Raw genomic sequence first — 22,955 nt, 5'->3', positions numbered from 1 at the left:
AGTTATCAAGCGACAGTGGTGCGCCGTTCGAGCAACGCTTGCAACTGATCGAGCAACTCGTCGCCGCGCATCAGTTCGTAGTGCCCGCCGGCCAGTAAACGGTCGACGCCGTGGCGCCCGACCTGGGCGGCAAACACCTCGCGTTCATCGTCGCGTTCAGCCACCCACCAGCGATGCGCCGCCACCTGAGCCATCGGCAATTGCCGCTGGGCCAGCGCCAGTTGCTTGAGCGCAGCACCGGTGACGAAGATCCGCGTGAACTCATCGGCGCCCAACGCGGCATCGCCGCTGGAACCGTGCATGGCGGCCTCGATGACTGCAGCGGCGGCGGCTTGTTCGTTGAGGCCAGCGGCTTTTTCAGCCATCAGCACCTGAGCCTCTTCGAGCGACAGGCCGAGCACAAACTTCAGGAAGTCCGCGAGGTCTTCACGCCAGTCTCCCGCCTCGGCGGTGCCGGCCACGTAGCTGTCGACCAGACCGGCAAACGCGACGGTTTCGCCCTGGCTTTCCAGCTCGTGGGCCACCAGTTGCACCAACGCCCCGCCCAGCGACCAGCCCAACAGGTAATACGGGCCTTCCGGTTGCTGCGCACGAATGCGCTGGGCGTAGGCCTGGGCCATCGCCAGCAACGATTCATCCTGCCATTGCGGGTCGAGCAGCATCCGGCATTGCAGGCCGTAGACTGTGCGCCGACCTTCCAGACGCCGGGCCAGCGGCTCGTAATCGAACACCGTGCCGAAACCGGCGTGCAGGCAGAACAGCGCCGGCACATGGCTGAGGCGACTATTGAGCGCCAGCAGCGGATCCGGCGCGGTGGCCGTCTCCTGCGCCTGATAGCCGCTGAGTTCGGCGATGCACGGCTTCTGCATCAGATCGCGCAGCTTCAGTTCGAAACCCAGTTGCGGTTGACTGCGCACCCGCGAAATGACCTTGAGCACCTGCAACGAGTCGCCACCGAGTTCGAAGAAGTTATCGTCGATGCCGATTTGCGGCACCCCGAGCACTTCCTGCCAGATCGTTGCCAGTGCTTGCTCCAGCGCATTGCGCGGGGCGCGATAGCCACCCAGCGCCCACTCCGGTTGTGGCAACGCCCGACGGTCGATCTTGCCGTTGGCCGACAGCGGGAAGCGCTCCAGCACCATGATCCGCGCCGGCACCATGTAGTCGGGCAACTGCGCCTGCAGCTCAGCCTTGATGCGCCGATCCAGACCGGTCACACCTGCCGCGACCACATAGCCCACCAACTGCTTGCCGGTCGGCGTGTCGTGCACCACCACGGCGGCATCCAGCACCCCGGCGCATTCACGCAGGCGTGCTTCGATTTCGCCGAGTTCGATGCGGAAACCGCGAATCTTCACCTGCTGGTCGAGACGACCGAGGTAGTCGATCAAGCCGCATTCACGCTGGCGCACCAGGTCGCCGGTGCGGTACATGCGGCCGCCCGCCTCGAACGGATCGGGAATGAAGCGTTCGGCGCTCATGCCCGGACGCTGGTGGTAACCGCGCGCCAGACATTCGCCGCCCAGATACAACTCGCCACTGACCCCGGCCGGCAACGGATTGAGGTCGGCGTCGAGCACGTACAAACCACGCCCGGCCACGCCACGGCCAATCGGCGCATAGGCCGCCTCGCAGCGTTCGCTGGCTTCGGCTCGCCACAGCAGCGGCGTGACCACGGTTTCGGTCGGGCCATAGCCGTTGACCAGACGCTGTGGCCGCAGGGCACGCTTGACCTGTTCGAAACTGGCTTCCGGCACCGCATCACCGCCAAAGCAATACACCTGCACCGCTGGCGGATTGCCCAGACGCTCAGCCACTTCGGCCATCTGTTGCAGGTAGGCCGGCGGGAAGCAGGCGACGGTGACCTGATGACGTTCCAGCACTTGCAGGGTCTGCTCCGGCGTCCACAGATTGTCCTCGCGAACCACCAGACTGCCACCGGCCAGCAACACGCTCAGCCAACGCTCCTGAGCACCGTCGAAGGCAAATGACATGAAGTGCAATTCACGGCTGTCCGGCACCAGTTCGTACAGGTCGATGATGCCGCGGCAATGCCGGGCAATCGGTCCGCGCGCCACCGCCACGCCTTTGGGCTGGCCGGTGGAACCGGAGGTGTAGATCAGGTACGCGAGGTGCCCTGCCAGCGGCTGGGACAACGGGCATTGCGCATTGTTGTCGTGCGGCATTTGATCGAGCAACAGGCGCGGCACGTTGTCGGCCAGGGTCAGGCGCTCACCCAGATCGCTGTCGCAGAGCAACAGGCTGGCCGCCGAATCGTCAAGCATGTAGGCCAGACGCTCCGGCGGATACGCCAGGTCCAGCGGCAAGTACGCCGCGCCAGCCTTGAGCACCGCGAGGAACGCAATGATCGTGCGTTCCGAGCGCGGCAATGCCACCGCCACCAGACTTTCCGCACCGATGCCACGCTCGATCAATTGCGCGGCCAGGCCATTGGCCCGTGCTTCTAGCTCGGCGTAGCTGACTTCACGATCCTCACAGAACAGCGCGGTTTTCTGCGGCTGGTTGCGCACGTGCTCATTGAAGCTATGCAACAGATCGCTGTCGTCGGCCGATGCTTGTGGCAGGCCCAGACGCGCGCCCGGCAGACCGAGATTGCCGATCAGGCAGTGCTCATCTTCAGGCAGAGTGCGCAGCAAACCTTCCAGTTGCGCGCGGATCTGCTCGACCTCGGCGTCACTGAAGCGATCGCGCAGGTACAGGTATTCGACCTCCAGGCCGTCTTCGTTGGCGCTGACCATCAAGTCCATCGGCACGTTGGTGACGCCGGCGCTGCCGACTTCGGCAAAGCGCAACTCGCCCTCCTCGCCACCGCGCAAGGCACGATCAACCGGATGGTTTTCGAACACGATGATGCTGTCGAACAGGCCCTGGCCACCGAGTCCGGCCCAGCGCTGAATGTCCGACAACGGCGTATGTTCATAGTCACGTACGGTCAGGTTGTAGTCCTGCAATTCACGCAACCACTCGCCCAACGGCTGTTGCGGGTCGAGGGTCTGGATCACCGGCAAGGTGTTGATGAACAGGCCGAGCATTTCCTGCGCACCCGGCAGGCCAGTCGGGCGCCCCGCCACCGTGGCGCCGAACGCCACGCTGCGCTGGCCGCTGTGACGTTGCAACAGCAGCAGCCAGGCGGCCTGCACCAAGGTGTTGAGGGTCACGCGCTGACGCTTGGCAAAACCGTGCAGTTTGCGTGTCGCTTCGGCGTCAAGATCGGTGTACATCACGCCGTGCCCGGAACCGGTCGCACCGCTGGCCTTGGCCAGAATCGTCGGCGCTTCCAGCAGCGCCAGACGCTCGCGCCAGAAGCCTTCGGCCTGCGCGCTGTCCTGACGTTGCAGCCAGCCGATGTAATCGGCGTAACGGCCATTGAGTGCCGGCAGGCTGGCGTGGTGATACAGGCGCAGCATCTCGCCGAGCAGGCGCGACGCACTCCAGCCGTCGAGCAACAGGTGATGGTAGACCCAGATCATCTGATAACGCTCAGCGTCCAGACGCACCAGCACAAAACGCATCAGCGGCGGGCAGCTCAGGTCGAAACCCTTGGCCTGCTCGGCAGCGGCCAGTTCGCTCAGCGCCTGTTCGGTGTCGCTGCGCTCGCGCCAGTCGAGTTCTTCGATTGGCAGCTCGACATCGGCGAACACCGCCTGCAGCGGATCGGCCAGGCCGTCGCGCCAGCGGAACGCCGCACGCAGCACCTCATGGCGCTTGATCAAGGTTTGCCAGGCTGCACGGAAACGCGGCACCTGCAAGCCGTCCACCGCCACGCTCAACTGGTTGACGTAGGGGTTCAGTTCCGGTGAATCCAGGCAATGGAACAACATGCCCTGCTGCATCGGCGACAGCGGATACAGGTCCTGCAACCCTTCGCGAGCGGCGACGTCGATGTGCGGCACCAGTGCGAACGGCGCGACGGTCGGCGCCTCGCTCAAGGTCGCTTCACGAGTGACCGCCACGGCTGCCAATGCACGGATGGTCTGCTGTTCGAACAACTGCTTCGGACTGAACACCAACCCGCGTTGCCCGGCGCGGCTGACCGCTTGCAGAGAGATGATCGAGTCACCGCCCAGCTCGAAGAAGTTTTCGGTAACGCCCAGCGCGTCCAGGCCCAGCAGCTCCTGCCAGATCTCCACCAGCAGCGCTTCGGCCGGTGTCGCGGCCGGCACCTGGTCCTGACTCTGGCGCGCGACGTCCGGTGCCGGCAAGCCCTTGCGGTCGAGCTTGCCATTGGGGGTCAGCGGCAATGCCGCCAGGCACATCAGGTGCGCCGGCAACATGTGCGCCGGCAGACGGCTGCGCAGGTGCGCGGTCAACGCGGCCTGCAGATCCTGCTCGTTGGCCAGTGGATCGCGCGGCACGATGTAGCCGACCAACTGGCGGCTCACCGGTCCGTCACGATCGATCACCAGAGCTTCGCGCACGCCTTCGTGCTCAAGCAGGCAGGCTTCGATTTCACCCAGTTCGATGCGGAAACCGCGAATTTTCACTTGCTGGTCGATACGGCCCAGGTATTCCACCACGCCGTCGGCACGAAAGCGCGCCAGGTCACCACTGCGATACAGGCGCGCACCCGGCACGAACGGATCCGGCACGAAACGCTCGGCGGTCAGGTCCGGACGCTGGTGATAACCCCGGGCCACGCCCTCGCCGCCCAGGTACAGCTCACCGGCCACACCCACCGGCAATGGCTGCAAGCCGCCGTCAAGAATGTAGGCGCTGCGGTTACCCACCGGCCGGCCGATCGGCATGAAGGCCGAATCGAATTCGGTGTCCGGGTAGGCCAGCCAGATCAGCGGCGTGATCACGGTTTCGGTCGGGCCGTAACCATTGATCAGGCGCTTTGGTTGCAGCACCTGCTGAACTTCGTCGAACGCATGCTTGGGCATGCCCTCGGCGCACGGCGTGTAGGAACGGATCGGCAGCTCTCGCCCCGCTTCGCCCATGAAATCGGCGATCTGCAGCAGATAGCTTGGGGTGAAGCAGGCGATGGTGATGCCGTGCTGCTGGATTTCCGCGCAGGTGCGCTCAACGCTCCACAACTCATCGTCACGCGGCATCACCGCCGAACCGAACACCAACGGCGTCAACCAGCGTTCGTGGGCGCCGTCGAAACTGATCGAGGCAAACTGCAACTCGCGATCCTCGGGGGTCATGCCGTACAACTCGCCGATCGCCAGGCAGTGCATCGCCAGCGGGCCGTGGGCCACGCTGACGCCTTTCGGCCGCCCGGTGGAACCCGAGGTGTAGATCAGGTATGCAAGGTTTTCCCCGCAGGTCAGGTTGACCGGGTTGCTGTCGGCCATCATCTCCAGCGGCTCGCGGTCGATGTCCAGTACCGGCAGATCGTCCGGCAGCGCCAGTGTTTCCCGCAGCCACGATTGGCTGAGCATCAGCACAATGCCGCTGTCCTGCATCAGGTATTGCAGGCGCTCGGCGGGGTACGCCGGGTCGAGCGGCACGTAGGCACCACCGGCCTTGAGGATCGCCAGCAGGCCGACGATCATTTCCGGCGACCGCTGCATCGCCAGGCCGACCCGCACCTCCGGGCCGACACCGAGGTTGCGCAGGCGATGGGCCAGGCGATTGGCGCGGCGGTTGAGCTCGGCGAAGGTCAGCTCCACTTCGCCAAAAATCAGCGCCGTGGCCTGCGGCCGGATCTCGGCCTGGGCTTCGATCAGTTGATGCACGCACAGCGGATTTTCGTTCGCGGCAAAGGCCGGGTTCCAGGTATGCAATTGCTGCACGCGCTCGCTGGCGGTCAGCAAATCCAGTTCGCTCAAGGCGCCCTCGGGTGCATCGACCATTGCATTGAGCAACGCCGCCAGATGCGCGCTCATGCGGGCAATGGCCTCGGCGCTGAAGTGGCCGCACTGGTAACTCCAGTTCAGGCTCAGGGTGTTTTCTGCGGTGGCCGCCAGGGTCAGCGGGAAGTTGGTGCGTTCATGGTTCTGCGGGATCGAGAAGCTCAGGCCGGCCGGCGCGCCCTGTTGCAAGGCCTCGGCCACCGGGAAGTTTTCGAACACCAGCAGGCTGTCGAACAATGGCTCACCGGCACGTCCGGCCCAGCGCTGAATATCGCCCAGCGCGGTGAACTCGTGCTCACGCAGCTCCAGGTTCTGCGCCTGCAAACGGCTCAGCCACTGGCTGACGGTTTCCACCGCGTCCGGGCAACTGATCACCGGCAAGGTGTTGATGAACAGGCCCAACTGGCTCTCCGCTCCCGGCAGGTCCACCGGGCGCCCGGCAACGGTCGCACCGAACGCCACGCAACGCTGGCCGCTGTAGCGTTGCAGCAGCAGCGCCCAGGCGCCTTGCAGCAAGGTGTTGAGGGTGACTTTCTGCTGACGGGCGAACTCGCTCAGGCGCTGGGTCGCGGCCACGTCGAAGCGCTGCAGATGGTCGGCAAAGGCCTGGCTGTCCGACTGTTTCAGATCGCCATGCGCCAGGCTCTGGGCCAACAGGGTCGGGTTGTCCAACGGCGCCAGTTGCTCCAGCCAGAAGCGCTCGTCAGCCTGTGCATCCTGGCGTTGCAGCCAGCCGATGTAATCGGCAAACCGCCCGCTCGGGGCCTGCACCGCTTCCCCGGCATAACGCTGCAGCACTTCACTGAGCAGCAGCGAGTTGCTCCAGCCATCGAGCAGCAAATGGTGGTGGGTGTAGATCAATTGCTGACGCTGATCGTCCAGCCGCACCAGGCTCAAACGCATCAGCGGCGCCTGAGCCGGGTCAAGTTGCAGACGCTCGCTGTCGATCAGTTGCGCCAGCGCCTCGGCCTGATCGGCACGGCCACGCCAGTCCAGGCAACGGAACGGCAGTTGCAACTGACGATGCACCAGTTGCACCGGCGCCTCGAAACCCTGCGGGAAGTGGAAACTGCTGCGCAGAATCGGATGCGCATCGATCACCGCCTGCCAGGCCTGCCCCAGTCGCTCGGCGTCCAGCCCCTTGGCCTCGACATTGAGTTGATTGACATAGGCCCCGGACGCCGACTCGAACAGGCTGTGAAACAGCAGGCCGGCCTGCATCGGCGACAGCGGGTACAGGTCCTCGATCTGCGTCGCCGTCACCGGCAAGCCATCGAGTTGCGCCTGATTCAAACGTGCGAGCGGGAAATCCGCCGGAGTCACGCCACCGGCCTCATCGCTCAGGCAGTGCTCGATCAGCGCCAGCAACTCTTGGCGATAGTCTGCCGCCAGTTGTTCGATTTCAACGTGGTCAAAGCATTCGCGGCTGAAGGTCCAGTCCAGCTTCAGTTCACCGCCATACACCTGACCGTCCACCGACAACCAGTTGGGCAACGGTGCATCGGCCGCTTGCGCAGCGCCGCTGGCTTCGCTGGCGGGGCTGAACAGCGCGTCCTCGGCAAAACTCTGGTCGAACTGCCCCAGGTAGTTGAACGTCACCCGCGCCTGCGGCAATTCGCTCAGCGCCGCCTGGGCCGCGGTATCGCCCATGTAGCGCAGCAACCCGTAACCCAGGCCTTTGCCGGGGATCTCGCGCAACTGCTGTTTGATCGCCTTGATCGAACCGGCGATGTCCGCCGTCGGTGTCAGGCACACCGGGAACAGGCTGGAGAACCAGCCGACCGTGCGGGTCAGGTCGATGTCGTCGAACAGGTCTTCGCGACCATGCCCTTCGAGCTGGATCAGCGCCGACGCGTTCCCGCTCCAGCGACTCAGGGTACGGGCCAGCGCGGTCAGCAGCAGGTCATTGACCTGGGTGCGATAGGCGGCCGGTGCCTGCTGCAGCAAACGACGGGTCTGCTCGCGGTCCAGCGCAATGCTCACGCCCTGACGCAAATGCCCGGCCTGACTGGCCTGAGCATTGGCCGCCGGCAAGCGGTCGCTGGCCTGGCCCAGTTGCGCCTGCCACCACGCCAGTTCAGCGAGCGCCGCCTCACTGCGCGCATAGTCTTGCAGCTTCAGCGCCCAGGTCTGGAATGCGCTGGTCTTGGCCGGCAGTTCCTTGTCCTGATAAGCCGCCTGCAAGTCTTCCAGCAACACCCGCCAGGAGACCCCGTCCACCGCCAAATGGTGGATCACCAGCAACAGTCTCTGGCTGCCGTCAGCCTGCGCGATCAAGGCGATGCGCAGCAACGGGCCGTCCTGCAGGCTCAGGCTGCGCTGGGCTTCTTCGCACACCGATTCCAGCGACGCATCGCTGGCGACCCGGGCAGTCCAGAGCATGTCGATGACGTCGGCACTGTCGGCACCCACGTAGCGCGCCGACCACTGACCGTCGACCTGGCTGAAGCGCAGGCGCAAGGCGTCGTGTTGTTTGAGCAGACGTTGCAACGCCGTTTGCAGGCGCGGCAGTTCCAGCGGCTGACGCGGTGCCAGCAGCACCGCCTGATTCCAGTGCTGGCGTTGCGGGATCGGCTCGTCGAAAAACCAGCGCTGAATCGGCGTCAGCACCTGCCCGCCCTCCACCGGCCCCTGTGGAGCCAGCGGTGCGGCCTGGACCTTGACCACGGCGGCCAGCGCCTGCAGCGTCTGCTGCTGGAACAGATCACGCGGTTGCAGGCTCAGGCCGGCGCGGCGGGCGCGGCTGACCACCTGAATCGAGATGATCGAGTCGCCGCCCAGCTCAAAGAAGTTGTCCTGACGCCCGACCTGCTCGACGCCGAGCACGTCCTGCCAGATCTGCGCCAGCGCTTGTTCGTGCGTGGTTTGCGGTGCCTCGAACGCACGCTGACTGACTTGCAGCGTGGGCGCCGGCAGACGCTTGCGTTCGAGTTTGCCATTGGGGCTGAGCGGCATCTGCTCGATCAGCACGGTCTGCGCCGGCACCATGTAGTCCGGCAGGCTCGCCAGCAAATGCGTTTTCAGGGTTTCGCGCCAGGCATTCTGCCGCGTGAGATCGGCATTGGGCAGCGCCCGATCCTGCGGCACCACGTACGCCACCAACTGCTTGCCGCTCGGCCCGTCCAGCGCCAGCACCACCGCGTCCTGAACTTCGGGGTGTTCTTGCAGGCGCGCTTCGATCTCGCCGAGTTCGATACGCAGCCCGCGAATCTTCACCTGATGGTCGATCCGGCCGCAGTACTCGATGGCCCCGTCGCCGCGGTAACGCGCCAGGTCACCGGTGCGGTACAGACGCTCGCCGCTGCCGAACGGGTCGACGACAAAACGTTCGGCGGTCAACGCGCCGCGTCGATGGTAACCGCGAGCCAGGCCGATACCGCCCAGGTACAACTCACCCACGGCGCCCAGCGGTAATGGCTGCAATTCGCTGTCGAGAATCAAGGTGCGCAGGTTGGCAATCGGAAGACCGATCGGCACGCTGTCACGACCCTCTTCCACGCAGGTCCAGTGGGTCACGTCGATGGCCGCTTCGGTCGGGCCATAGAGGTTGTACAGATTGGCTTGCGGCAGGCTGCGCAGGGTCTGGCGCTGCAACTCCATCGGCAACGCTTCGCCGCTGCAGATGATCCGCGTCAGCGAAGTGCAGGCCAGCGACTCGTCGGCGCTGATGAACGCCGAGAGCATCGACGGCACGAAGTGCAGCGTGGTGATCGACTGTTCGACGATCAGCGCAGCAAGACGCTGCGGATCGCGATGCTCGCCAGGCGCGGCGATGACCAGTGTCGCGCCCTTCATCAACGGCCAGAAAAACTCCCAGACCGACACGTCGAAACTGAACGGGGTCTTCTGCAGCACCCGGTCGCTCGGTTGCAGGTTGTAGGCCTGCTGCATCCATTCCAGACGGTTGTGCAGCGCCACATGACGGTTGCCGGCGCCCTTGGGCTTGCCGGTGGAACCGGAGGTGTAAATCACATAGGCGAGGTTTTCCGCCAGCGCCAGATTGGGCAAGTCGCTGTCTGGCAGTTCGTTCAGCCAGTCGGCATCCGCTTGCAGGCACAGGGTGCGCACCGAGTCCGGCGTCGGCAGTTGCGCCAGCAGATGCTCCTGGGTCAGCAGCAAGGAAATGCCGCTGTCTTCGATCATGTAGCTCAGGCGATCGAGCGGGTATTCCGGGTCCAGCGGCACATAGGCGCCGCCGGCTTTGAGAATCGCCAGCAAGCCGACGACCATTTCCAGCGAGCGCTCGCAGGCGATCCCGACGATCACTTCCGCACCGACGCCTTGCGCACGCAGGTGATGGGCCAGACGGTTGGCGCGCCGGTTCAGCTCGGCATAACCGAGGCTCTGGCCCTGGAACACCAGCGCCGTCGCGTCAGGTTGCCGTGCTGCATGCGCTTCGAAGTGGCGCTGCACACAGACCTCGCCAGGGTACGTCTGCGCGGTGTCATTGAGTTCATCGAGAATGTGCAGACGCTCCTCCGCGTCCAGCAGCGGCAGCTCGGCCAGCGGGCATTGCGGGTTCGCCAGCGCCCCGGCCAGCAGATTGCGCCAATGCCGGGCCAGGTGTTCGATGCGCTCGGCGTCGAACAGATCGGTGGCGTAGGTCAGGCTGGCGAACAACTGGTCGCCGACTTCCTGAGTATCGAGTTGCAGATCGAACTGGGTGGTCGGCGTCGTGGCGTTCAGCGCCTCGACCCGCAGCCCGGCGAGCAAGCCACCGACGGCGCTCGCTTTGGTCTGTTGATGGTTGAACATCACCTGGAACAGCGGGCTGTGGCTGAGGCTGCGATCGCCTTGCAGCGCCTGCACCAGACGCTCGAACGGCAAGTCCTGATAGTCCTGCGCGTCCAGCGAGGCGGTGCGGGTCTGCTCGAGCAACTGGCTGAAGGTCTGACGCCCATCGACCTCGACACGCATCACCTGGGTGTTGACGAAGAAGCCGATCAGGCCACGGGTTTCGGCGCGGTTGCGGTTACCGATCGGCACACCGATGCGCAGGTCCGACTGCCCGCTGTAGCGATAGAGCAAAGCCTGGAAACTGGCCAGCAGCAACATGAACGGGGTGACACCGGCCTGTTTCGCCAAGGACATCAGACCGGCAGCCAGATCGGCCTCCAGGGCGAATTCCAGGCGTGCACCGCGCTGGCTTGGCTGGGCCGGACGCGGACGGTCGGTAGGCAGTTCCAGCAGCGGCTGCTCGGTGCCCAGGGTCTCGCGCCACCAGTTCAACTGGCGCTCCAGCTCGCCGGCCTCCATCCAGCGGCGTTGCCAGGCGGCGTAGTCCGAATACTCGATCGGCAACGCCTCAAGCTGCGCGTCCTGGCCCTGCGAATGGCCGGCATACAGGCGCGAGAATTCTTCGATCAGCACGCCCATCGACCAGCCGTCGGTGACGATGTGGTGCAGGGTCAATACCAGCACGTGGTCTTCGGTATCCAGTTGCAACAGGCTGACGCGCAACAGCGGACCGTGCTGCAAATCGAAAGGCCGGGCAATGTCCGCTTGCACCTGATGCAGGGCGCAGGCCAGACGCTCGGCCGCTGGCTGCGCGCGCAGGTCATGCCGTTCGATCGGCAGCGAGGTCACCGCCGCCAGGGTTTGCCTGACCTGACCGTCGTCTTCGACGAAGCGGCTGCGCAGGCTCTGGTGACGCTCCAGCAGCACGTCGAAACTGTGTTGCAGCGCAGCGACGTTCAGCGGCCCTTGCAGACGCAGGACAGCAGGAATGTTGTAGGCGGCGCTCTGCGGGTCAAGCTGCCAGAGAAACCACTGGCGTTGCTGCGCGTACGACAGTTCGAACGTCGTTTGTGGCTCGGCGGCCGGCGGGATCGGCAGTTGGCCGAAGCTCACGCCCTGCTCTTGCATGCGTTGCAGAAATTCGCGGCGCTTGTCTGCCGGCAACGCGGCAAAACGGGTAGCGATGCGCCAGGCGGTAGTGTGTTCCATCAGTTGATCTCCATCTCGTCGAGAAGCGACTCAAGCGCATCCAGACGTGCATCGTTGTCAGTCGGGGCGAGTTGCCCGGCCATGGCGGCATAAGCCTGAAGGTCGCTGGATTCGAACAGCGCACGCAGCGCCAGCTCGATGCCCAGTTCCAGCTCCACACGGGCGCTGGCCTGGGCGGCGAGCAGCGAGTGCCCGCCCAATTCAAAGAAGTTGTCGCGTCGCCCGACTTGCGCCACGCCCAGCACGTCGGCCCAGATCGCCGCCAATTGCCGTTCGAGGTCGCCTTCGGGAGCTTCATAAGGACGCTGCAGGGCCTGGGCATCGGGCAACGGCAGGGCCTTGCGGTCGAGCTTGCCGTTGCTGGTCAGCGGCAAGGCATCGAGCAGCAACCAGTGGCTCGGCACCATGTAGTCCGGCAGATCGACCTTGAGCGCCGCGCGCAGGTCGTCACGCCAGGCGATCAGGTCGGCCGGGGGTTGCTCGGCCACCACGTAGGCGCACAGTTGCGGGCCGCCCTCGTCGCTGTGCACGCTCAGTACCGCGTGGCGCACGCCGGGTTGCGCGAGCAGCGCGGCCTCGATCTCTCCCAGTTCGATGCGAAAGCCACGGATCTTCACTTGCTGGTCGATGCGCCCCAGGTAGTCGATGCTGCCGTCGTGCCGCTGGCGCGCCAGATCGCCGCTGCGATACAGGCGCTGCGCGGCATCGAACGGGCTCGGCACAAAACGCTCGGCGGTCAGGTCGAAGCGTCCGTGGTAACCGCGCGCCAGGCCTGCACCGCCGATGTACAACTCGCCCGCCACGCCCACCGGCACCGGTTGCAACTGGCTGTCGAGCAAGTACCAGCGCAGGTCGCGAATCGGCAGGCCGATCGGGCTCTGCGCCTTGCCGTCGAGGTCCGCCAGGCGGATCGCACGGTAGGTGACGTGCACCGTGGTTTCGGTGATGCCGTACATGTTCACCAGGGTCGGTTGTTGATCGCCGAAGCGCTCGAACCATGGCCGCAGGCTCGCCACTTCCAGCGCTTCACCACCAAAAATCACCTGGCGCAGGGCAAGGTGGCGCGGACTGGCGCAGGCAATCGGCAACAGTTGGCGGAACGCGGTCGGGGTCTGGTTCAACACCGTCACACCTTCGTCGCACAGCAGGCGATGGAACTCCTGCGGCTCGCGGCTGATGTAATACGGCACGATCACCAGACGCCCGCCGGTGCACAGCGCACCGAACAGTTCCCACACCGAGAAATCGAACGCGTAGGAATGGAACAGGGTCCAGACATCGTCCGCGCCGAAGTTGAATTCACCGGCGGTCGCGCTCAACAGGCGCCCGACGTTGGCGTGGCTGAGCAACGCCCCTTTTGGCCGACCGGTGGAGCCCGAGGTGTAGATCACATAGGCGAGATTGTCCGGGCTGCTCAGGCTCGGCAGATCGTCCGCGCTGTAGGCGTCCAGCGCCAGCGCGTCGAGGCACAGCACCTGCACCGTATCGCGCGCCGGCAAGCCGTCGCGCAGGTGTTGCTGAGTCAGCAGCAAGGTGATGCCGCTGTCTTCGATCATGTAGCTCAGGCGCTCTGCCGGGTATTGCGGATCGAGCGGCACGTAGGCACCACCGGCCTTGAGAATCGCCAGCACACCAACCACCAGCGGCAACGCACGCTCGGTGGCGATACCGACCCGCACTTCCGCACCGACACCCTGCTCGCGCAGCTTGCGCGCCAGGCGGTTGGCCTGGGCATTCAGTGCGGCATAACTCAGGCGTTCGCCCTCGTAGACCAGCGCAATCGCCTGAGGACGCAGCGCGACCTGTGCTTCGAACAACTGGTGCAGGGTCGGCGACGGCGGTTGCACCTCGAACCGCGGGTTCCACTCGGCGATCAACGCCTGACGCTCGGCGCTCGGCAGCAATGGCAACTCGGCCACTCGCTGCTGCGGATCAGCCGCCACCGCGCGCAGCAGGTTCAGCCATTGCTCGGCGAAGCGCTGCATCGAGGCCGGGTCATACACGTCGGTGGCGTAGGTCAGGCTCGCGTCCAGCGTGTCGCCCTGCTCCTGCGTGTCGAGGACCAGGTCGAACTGCGTGGTGGTTTGCTGCCAGTGCAGACGCTCGACCTGCAAATCGGCCACCGTGCGCTCGACACTGGCGCCCAGTTGCTGCTGATGGTTGAACAGCACCTGGAACAACGGGCTGTGATTGAGGCTGCGATCCGGCTGCAACGCATCGACCAGTTGCTCGAACGGCAGGTCCTGATTGGCCTGCGCCTGCAACGCCACCTGCTTGATCTGTTGCAGCAGGCTGCTGAAGGATTGCTGACCGTCGATCTCGGCACGCAGCACCTGGGTGTTGATGAAGAAGCCGATCAGGCCTTCGGTTTCCAGGCGCGAACGGCCCGCACTCGGCACGCCGACGTTGATCGACGCCTGCCCGCTCTGGCGGTGCAGCACGGTTTGCAGGCTCGCCAGCAACAACATGAACAAGGTCACTTGCTGCGCCTGTGCACATTCACGCAGCGCTGCCAGCAATGGCGCATCAACGTTCAGCAACAGGCTGGCACCACGCTCGCTGCGGCGCGCCGGACGGCTCAACTCACTTGGCAGCTCAAGCGGCGCCTGACTGCCGGCCAGGCGCTCGCGCCACTGACCGAGCTGACGCTCGCCCTCGCCCGCTTCCAGCCAGTCGCGCTGCCAGAGCGCGTAATCGCTGTAGCTCACCGGCAGTTGCTTGAGGTCGGCGGCACGCCCTTCGACAGCGGCCTGATACAGCGCACTGAACTCATCGACCATGACCTGCATCGACCAGCCATCGGCGGCGATGTGGTGCACGGTCAGCACCAGCACATGTTCCTCGGCGCCGAGCTGCAGCAACAGCATCCGCCACAACGGGCCGTTGCGCAGGTCGAACGGCCGGGCGATTTGCGCAGCGATAGCCGCGTCAAGGGACGCCGCGTCGATCTGATGCTGATCGAGTTGCAGCGGCAACTGCGCATGCAGCCGTGGCTGCGCCTGCTGCCCGTCCTGTTCGAAGGTGGTGCGCAAGCTGGCGTGGCGTGCCTGCAATTGCTCGAACGCCAGACGCAACGCTGCTTGATCCAGGCGGCCCTTGAGGCGCAAAGCGGCAGGAATGTTATACGCCGGGCTCTGCGGATCCAGCTGCCAGACAATCCACTGCCGCTGCTGGGCGTAGGACAGCACCGCCGGCCGGTCACTGGCCGCAGGCTGCAACACCGGTTGCGCGCTGCCGCTGGCCAGCGCGGCGCGCTCGGTAAATTCGGCCAGGCTGGCCGCCGAGAACAGGCTGTTGACCGGCAACTCCAGGTGCAGTTGCTGGCGCACTCGCGAGATCACTTGCAGCACCAGCAGCGAATGGCCGCCGAGCGCGAAGAAGTTGTCCTCACGACCCACGCGCTCGACCTGCAATACCTCCTGCCAGATCTGCGCCAGCTGCGTTTCCAGCCCTTGGGCCGGGGCCACAAACTCGCGCTGAGCGGTGCCGGCGCAAACTCGTGGCAGGGCGCTGCGATCGAGTTTGCCGTTGTTGTTGAGCGGCAGCGCGGTCATCAGCACCAGATGGCTCGGCACCATGTAATCCGGCAACGACTGGCGCAGGGCCGCGTCAAGGGTTTCTCGGTACTGCGCCTCATCGGCCAGCACGCCGCTGGCCACGATATAGGCCACCAGCTGCGCACCGTCCTGAGCGATGACCGCTGCATCCCGCACATCGGCACGTGCTTGCAGGCAGGCTTCGATCTCACCCATTTCGATGCGCAAACCGCGAATCTTCACTTGGTGGTCGATACGCCCGACGTACTCCAGATCGGCGTTGGCGTTGTAGCGCGCCAGGTCGCCGCTGCGGTATAGACGTGCGCCCGGCTCAATGGCAAACGGGTCCGGCAGGAAGCGTTCGGCGGTCAGCGCCGGACGGTCGAAATAGCTTTGCGCCAGACAGGCCGGCGCGCCGATGCACAACTCGCCGATGCCGCCGGCCGGCAGCAATTGCCCGGCGCTGTCCAGCACATACAGAGCACGCCCGGGGATGGCGCGGCCGATCGGCACACCGAAGCTGTCGCTGGCGTCTTCCAGACGGCAATCCTGCACGCTGGACACCACGGTGGCCTCGGTCGGGCCGTAGGTGTTGAGCAAACGCACATGGCCCTGGCCGGCCTGATGCCAGAGGCGCAGGCCCTCGACGGACATCGCCTCACCGCCGACGTGCACCTGGCGCAACTCGCCCAGGGTGCTGATCGCGCCGCTCGCGCACTCGCGGGCCAGCAAGTACCAGTAGGCGGCCGGCAAGTCGGCCACGGTGACGCCGTGGCGCACGATTTCGCTGGCCAGTTGCCCGGCATCCCACAGCGCGTCGCCGCGCATGATCAACGCGGCGCCGACGCACAACGCCGGGAAGCACTGTTCAACGAAACCGTCGAAACTGAACGTGGCGAACTGCAACACGCGGTCCGCCGACGACAGCCGCGAATACTCGGCAGCACTCTGGCAGAACTCTCGCAGCGCGCCCTGGGCAATCGCCACGCCTTTTGGTTGACCGGTGGAGCCGGAGGTGTAAATCACATAGGCCAGATCCTGCGCGTCAGCCTGTGTGAGCGGGTCGTTGTCGGCAAAACCGGCGCTGTCATCCAGCACCAGACGCACCACCGACGGCAACGACAGATCCTCCAGCAGGCCCGACTCGCACAGCAGCACGTCGAGGCGGCTGTCGTCGATCATGTAGCGCAGGCGCTCGCCCGGGTATTTGGGGTCCAGCGGCACATACGCTGCGCCGCTCTTGAGCACCGCCAGCAGGCTGACGATCAACTGCGGGCCGCGGTTCAACGCCAGTCCCACGCGGGTGCCGGGGCCGGCACCATGAGCGATCAGACGATGGGCCAGACGATTGGCCTGCGCGTTGAGCTGGCCGTAGCTCAGGGTCTGGCCGTCGACCAGCAATGCCAGTGCCTGAGGGGTGGCCGCGGCGCGGGCGGCGATCTGTTCGTGGGCCAGACGCGAGTCCTGCAACGCCACCACGGGCGCTCGGCTGACCGCCAGCAACGGCGCCTGGCCCTCGGCATCGAGCAGCGCCAGCGAACCCAGGGCGACATCGGCACTGCTGACCAACTGATTCAGCAGGTGCTGCAGATTGGCCGACAACGTCGCCACTTGATCGGCACTGAAACGCGCGCTGTCGTAGCTGAAGTCCAGGGTCAGGGTCGCACCGATTTCGACACCCAGCGTCAGTGGATAGTGGGTGCGTTCATGGTTGTGCAGATTGCTGAACGACAGCCCCGCCGGTGCGCCCTGTTTCAGCGCCTCGGCCACCGGGAAGTTTTCGAACACCAGCAGGCTGTCGAACAGCGCACCACCCTGCTGACCGGCCCAGCCTTGGATGTCATACAGCGGCACGTGCTCGAAATCGCGCATGGCCAGGTTCAGGCCCTGCAGGTCGCCGAGCCATTGGCTGACGGACTGTTGTGGATTGGGCGCGCACACCAGCGGCAAGGTGTTGATGAACAGGCCGAGCTGTTGCTCGATCCCCACCAACGGTGCCGAACGCCCAGCCACCGTGGCGCCGAACGCCACGCAAGCGTGGCCAGTATAGCGTTGCAGCAACAGGCCCCAGGCGCCTTGCAGCACCGTGTTGAGGGTGACTTTCTGCTGGCGGGCGAACTCACCAAGGCGCAGGGTCGCGTGGCTATCGAGGACCACGCGATGCTCCGCACTGCCCTCGCCTGTCACCGGCGCACGCAAGGCGTCGGCGAGCAACGTCGGCGCTTGCAGCGGTGCCAGTGTGGTCTTCCAGAACTGCTCGCCAGCGCTGGCCGACTGCGCTTGCAGCCACGCCAGATAATCGCGGTATTGCCCGAGCGGGGCCGGCAACGCCTGACCGGCGCTGTAGTGCTCGATCACTTCGGCGAGCAACTGTGCATTGCTCCAGCCGTCCATCAGAATGTGGTGGCTGGTGTAGATCAGGTGCCAGTCAGCCGTGCCGCTGCGCACCAGCTTCAATCGCAACAGCGGCGCGCACTCCAGAGCGAAACCCTGCGCGCGTTCGGCATCGGCCAATGCGTCGGTGTCGGTCAGTTCAAGCACTTCCAACGGCAACACCACGTCACGCTCGATCGCCTGATGCGCCGCGTCGAGGCCATGCCAGTGGAAGCTGCTGCGCAGAATCTGATGACGCTCCAGCGCCGCCTGCCACGACTGGGCAAAACGCTGTGGATCGAGGCCGTGAATGTCCAGGCGCAACTGGCTGATGTAGGCGCCGACTTGCGGCTCGTACAGGGTGTGAAAGAGCATGCCTTGCTGCATCGGTGACAGCGGATACAGATCCTCGAGTTGCCCGGCCGATAGCGGCAGCGCATCCAGTTGCGCCTGCGTCACGCGAGCCAGCGGGAAGTCCGACGGCGTCGCCTGCGGCGCGTCGAGGGCACAGCAGTGCTCGATCAGCGCGTTCAACTCGCTGGCGTACTCATCGGCCAGGCGCTGCACGGTGGCGCGGTCGAACATCTGGCTGCTGAAGCCCCAGTTCATCGACAGCTCGCCGCCGTACACCTGACCTTCGACGGTCAGCCAGTTGGCCAGCGGCGCCGACGGATCCTGAGCGACCCCGCCGCCTTCGCTGGACGGCACGAACAGCGCCGCCTCGTCGAACTGACGGTCGAATTGCCCGAGGTAGTTGAAGGTGATGCGCGGCTTGGCCTGAGCGGCCAGCGTCGCCGCCGTCTGCTCATCGCCCAGATAACGCAGCGCGCCGTAGCTCAGGCCTTTGTCCGGCACTGCGCGCAACTGTTCCTTGATGGTTTTGATCGAGGCGCCGAGGGTGTCCGCCGGCACCAGATTGACCGGGAACAGGCTGGTGAACCAGCCGAGGGTGCGGGTCAGGTCGATGTCGTCGAACAGGTCTTCGCGGCCATGGCCCTCCAGTTGAATCAGGCTGGCGGTGTGACCGCTCCAGCGGCAGACCACCCGGGCCAACGCGGTCAGCAGCAGATCGTTGACCTGAGTGCGATAGGCCGCCGGAGCCTGTTGCAGCAACTTGCGGGTTTGCTCGGCGCTGAAGGTCAGCTCGATTTTCTGCTCGTGGCGGTTTTCCAGTGAGCCCTGCGGCCGCTCGCACGGCAAGTCGTCCTGCGCCGCTTCTCGCAGTTGCGTCTGCCAGTAATCGAAGCTCTGCGCGAAGTTCGGCAAGTGGCCTTGCAGGCGTGCGACCCAGTGCTGATAGGCGCTGGTCTTGCCCGGGAAGGCGATGGCCGTGCCGTTCAACGCCTGGGCATAGGCTTGCTGCAAATCCTCCAGCAGCACCCGCCACGAAACACCGTCGATCACCAGGTGATGGGCCACCAGCAGCAAGCGCTGACTGCCGTCGGCGAAGTCCACCAACAGCGCGCGCAGCAACGGCCCGCGACTCAGATCAAGGCTGCGCTGAGCTTCGTCGCACAGCGTCTTGAGGTCTTGCGTAGAGGCGGCGTTGCGTTGCCACAGCACCGACTCGTCGGACGGCACCGCATAGGCCTGTTGCCAGCCGCCGGCATTCAAGGTGTAGCGCAGGCGCAAGCCGTCGTGATGATTGACCAGTTGCTTGAGCGCACGATCCAGCGCCTCGGCGTTCATCGTCTGTTGTGGCACCAGCAACAGCGACTGGTTCCAGTGCTGGCGCTGGGCGATGTCCTGCTCGAAGAACCAGCGCTGAACCGGCGCCAGTGCGACCGCACCCACGACAGGCCCCTGATCGATCGAGCGCTGTTCACCGTGCCGCGCAACTTGCGCCAGGCTGCGGATGGTCTGGTACTGGAACAGCTCTTTGGGGCTGAGGACGATCCCGGCCTGCCGTGCCCGGCTGACCACTTGCATCGACACGATCGAGTCGCCGCCCAGTTCGAAGAAGTTGTCTTCCAGACCGACGTTATCCAGCGACAGTACGTCCTGCCAGATCGCCGCCAGGGCTTTCTCCATGACGCTGCGCGGTGCCACGTGTTCACGCTGCTGCTGGCGTCCGTCGACCGCCGGCAAGGCCTTGCGGTCGAGTTTGCCGTTAGGGGTCAGCGGCAACTGTTCGAGGAACAGCAGGTACGCCGGCACCATGTAATCCGGCAGGTGCTGACGCAGCGCCGCTTTCAGGGTTTCGCGCAGGCTCGCCTGTGCATCGGCATCTGCTGCCAGCACCGAGGCGTCGGTCGGCACGATGTACGCCACCAGTTGCTGACCATTGGCGCCGTCCTGTGCCAGTACCGCCAGTTCGCGCACGGTGTCCTGCTGCAACAGCCGCGCTTCGATTTCACCGAGTTCGATACGGAAACCGCGCACCTTCACCTGATGGTCGATTCGCCCGACGTATTGCAGCGCGCCATCCGCCTGATAACGGGTCAGGTCGCCAGTGCGGTACAGCCGCTCGCCGGTCGCGGAAAACGGGTTCGGCACGTACTTTTCAGCGGTCATTGCCGCACGCCCCAGATAACCCCGGGTGATGCCGGCGCCGGCCAGATACAGTTCAGCGGCCACACCCTGCGGCACCGGTTGCAGATCGGCGTCCAGCAGGTAGCTGGCGGTGCCGGTCAACGGCCGACCGATGTTCGCCGCACCTCCCGCCTCGCGGCGCGTCCAGGTCGAGTACGTGGTGTCTTCCGAAGGCCCGTACAGATCAAACACCTGCTCGACCGCGCTCTGCTGATACAACGCCTCGACCAGACTCTGCTTCAACGGCTCGCCCGCGAGGTTGATGATGCGCACGCTCGAAGCGATGGCGCCGTCGCGCAGCAAGGCATTGATGGCCGACGGCACGGTGTTGATCAGGCGCACCTGATCGCGCGCCGGCAGTTGCGGCAACTCAAGGGCGTTGCGCGCGATGATCAGCGAGCCACCGTTGGCGAGGGTGACAAACAGCTCCCACACCGACAGGTCGAAGCACACTGAAGTCGAGGCCAGCACACCCTGAATGTCATCACGGCTGTAGACGCTGCGCGACCACTCGATCAGCGCCTGCACGTTGCGGTGTGCGATGGCCACGCCTTTCGGTTTGCCGGTCGAGCCGGAGGTGTAGATCACGTAGGCCAGGTTATCCGGCGACACGGCGCTGACCGGGGCATGGCCTGGGTACGTCGCCAGCTCGGCTTCGATCACGTCGAGCAGCAACACTTGCGTGTCAGCGCCCACCGCTAGCGTTTGCGCGATGGCGTGCTCGGTCAGCAGCACGCGCGCGCGGCTGTCTTCAAGCATGTAGGCCACGCGATCGGCCGGGTAGTCCGGGTCCAGCGGCACGTAGGCACCCCCGGCCTTGAGCACGGCGAGCAAAGCCACCAGCAGGGTGTCGGAACGCTGCATGGCGACGCCGACCCGCACCTCCGGACCGACCCCGCACTCGATCAGTTTGTGCGCCAGGCGATTGGCCCGAGCGTCGATGTCGGCGTAGCTGAATGCCTGCTCACCGAACGTCACTGCCAGCGCCTGCGGCTGGCTGGCGACCTGTTGCTCGATCAACCGATGGATGCACGACGCTGCGGCAGATTCGGTATTCGCCAGGTTCCAGTCGTGGACGATCCGTTGATACTCGGCACTCTCCAGCAGCGGCAGATCACTGATGCGCTGGCGGCTGTCCTCGACCATGCCGCGCAACAGGTTGAGCCAGTGTTGCGCCATGCGTTCGATGGTCTGCGGGTCGAACAGATCGTTGGCGTAGGTCAGCGCGGCGTGCAGCTTGCCGGCCTTCTCATAGGTGTCCAGGGTCAGGTCGAACTGGGTGGTGCGGCCCTGCCATTCGATCACGCCCAGCTCCAGCCCGGAGGCGGTGCTGACGGTGCTGATGTCAGCGACTTGCGGCTGATGGTTGTACATCACCTGGAACAGCGGCGTGTGGCTGAGGCTGCGTTCCAGTTTCAGCGCTTCGACCAGACGCTCGAACGGCAGGTCCTGATGGGCCTGGGCACCGAGCGCGGTTTCCTTGATCGCACGCAGCAGCTCGTCGACGCGAGTCTGGCCATCCAGCTCGGTGCGCAGCACCTGAGTGTTGACGAAGAAGCCGATCAGGCCTTCGATTTCGCCACGATTACGGTTGGCAATCGGCACGCCGACGCGGATATCGGCCTGCCCGGTGTAGCGATGCAGCAGCACGTTAAATGCGCCGAGCAACAGCATGAACAAGGTGATGCCGTGCTGCTGGGCGGTGCCGCGCAGTTGTTCGGCCAACGCGCCATCGATGGCGAATTCGTAGCGCGTGCCGCGATAGCTCGGCATCGCCGGGCGCGGGTGATCGGTGGGCAATTCCAGTACCGGATGCTCAGCACCCAGTTGCGCCTGCCAGTAATCGAGCTGCCGCGCCTGTTCGCCGGCTTCCAGCCAGCGGCGCTGCCACAGGGCGTAGTCGCTGTACTGGATCGGGAGCGGCGCCAGTTGCACCGGCTGGCCAGCATCGAACGCGTCGTAGCAACGAATGAATTCGTCGATCAGCACGTTCATCGACCAACCGTCGGAAACGATGTGGTGCAGGGTCAACAGCAGCACATGTTCCTGCGCGTCGAGCTTGAGCAGCTTGATCCGCAGCAGCGGGCCCTCGCCCAGATCGAACGGCAGCAGTGACTGCTGCTGGGCAGCGTCGGCGACCGCAAGCTCACGTTCGGCCGGGGTCAAGCCGGTGAAATCCACCTGTTCGATCAGCAGTGGTGCCGTCGCCGGCACTTGCAGCAGGCTGTCGTCGGCCTGGCGCTGGAACACCGTGCGCAGGGTTTCGTGACGCTCGACCAGATGGGCGAAGGCCTGCTCCAGTGCCGTCAGGTTCAAGTGCCCGGTCAGGCGCACCGCGCCCGGCAGGTTGTAGGCGCCGCTGTGCGGGTCGAGCTGCCAGAGAAACCACATGCGCTGCTGTGCGTAGGACAGCGCCTGCCGGTCATCGGCCTCGACCCCCTGCGGGATCGGAAAGCGGGCGAAATCCACGCCCTCCTTGTGCAAGGCCGCGAGGAACATCTGGCGCTTTTCCAGGGGCAACCCGATAAACCGGCGAGCAAGTTTCAAGGAGTCTTCAGCATTCATTTCTCAGCATCCGGATCAGTAGGCAGGAAGCACAAAGGCACGTCGTCCCTATAAAACGAATGCAGACCGGAAAAATTAGCGAATGAGAACAACTATCAGGCGGGGGAGAAAATGAAGCGTGCGAACTCGCACAAACCCTTGTGGGAGTGGGCTTGCTCGCGAAGAGGTAGTGTCAGTCGAC

Annotated in this window: 2 protein-coding genes; both read right to left on the bottom strand. The window is 65.1% G+C overall.

What is annotated here, in order from left to right:
- Nucleotides 1–5 precede the first annotated feature (5 nt).
- Nucleotides 6–11,768 (bottom strand): amino acid adenylation domain-containing protein, encoded by an 11,763-nt coding sequence (locus U862_RS0110620; RefSeq protein ID WP_025110385.1) that lies wholly within the window; start codon nt 11,766–11,768, stop codon nt 6–8.
- Nucleotides 11,768–22,774 carry a non-ribosomal peptide synthetase gene (locus U862_RS0110615; RefSeq protein ID WP_025110384.1) on the bottom strand — a complete coding sequence of 3,669 codons (11,007 nt, stop codon included), beginning with the start codon at nt 22,772–22,774 and terminating at the stop codon, nt 11,768–11,770. Before U862_RS0110615 ends, U862_RS0110620 begins: the two co-directional genes overlap by 1 nt.
- Nucleotides 22,775–22,955: the final 181 nt, after the last annotated feature.

This window comes from Pseudomonas sp. H1h (genome assembly GCF_000633255.1).
In the GTDB taxonomy this organism is placed as follows: Bacteria; Pseudomonadota; Gammaproteobacteria; order Pseudomonadales; family Pseudomonadaceae; genus Aquipseudomonas.
Note: the sequence above shows the minus strand (reverse complement) of the source record. Positions and strands in the feature narration are given on the sequence as shown.

Bases quoted from the DNA above. Each gene is read 5' to 3' on its own strand.
- U862_RS0110620 (WP_025110385.1), bottom strand. From the start codon at position 11,768: ATGGAACACACTACCGCCTGGCGCATCGCTACCCGTTTTGCCGCGTTG.
- U862_RS0110615 (WP_025110384.1), bottom strand. From the start codon at position 22,774: ATGAATGCTGAAGACTCCTTGAAACTTGCTCGCCGGTTTATCGGGTTG.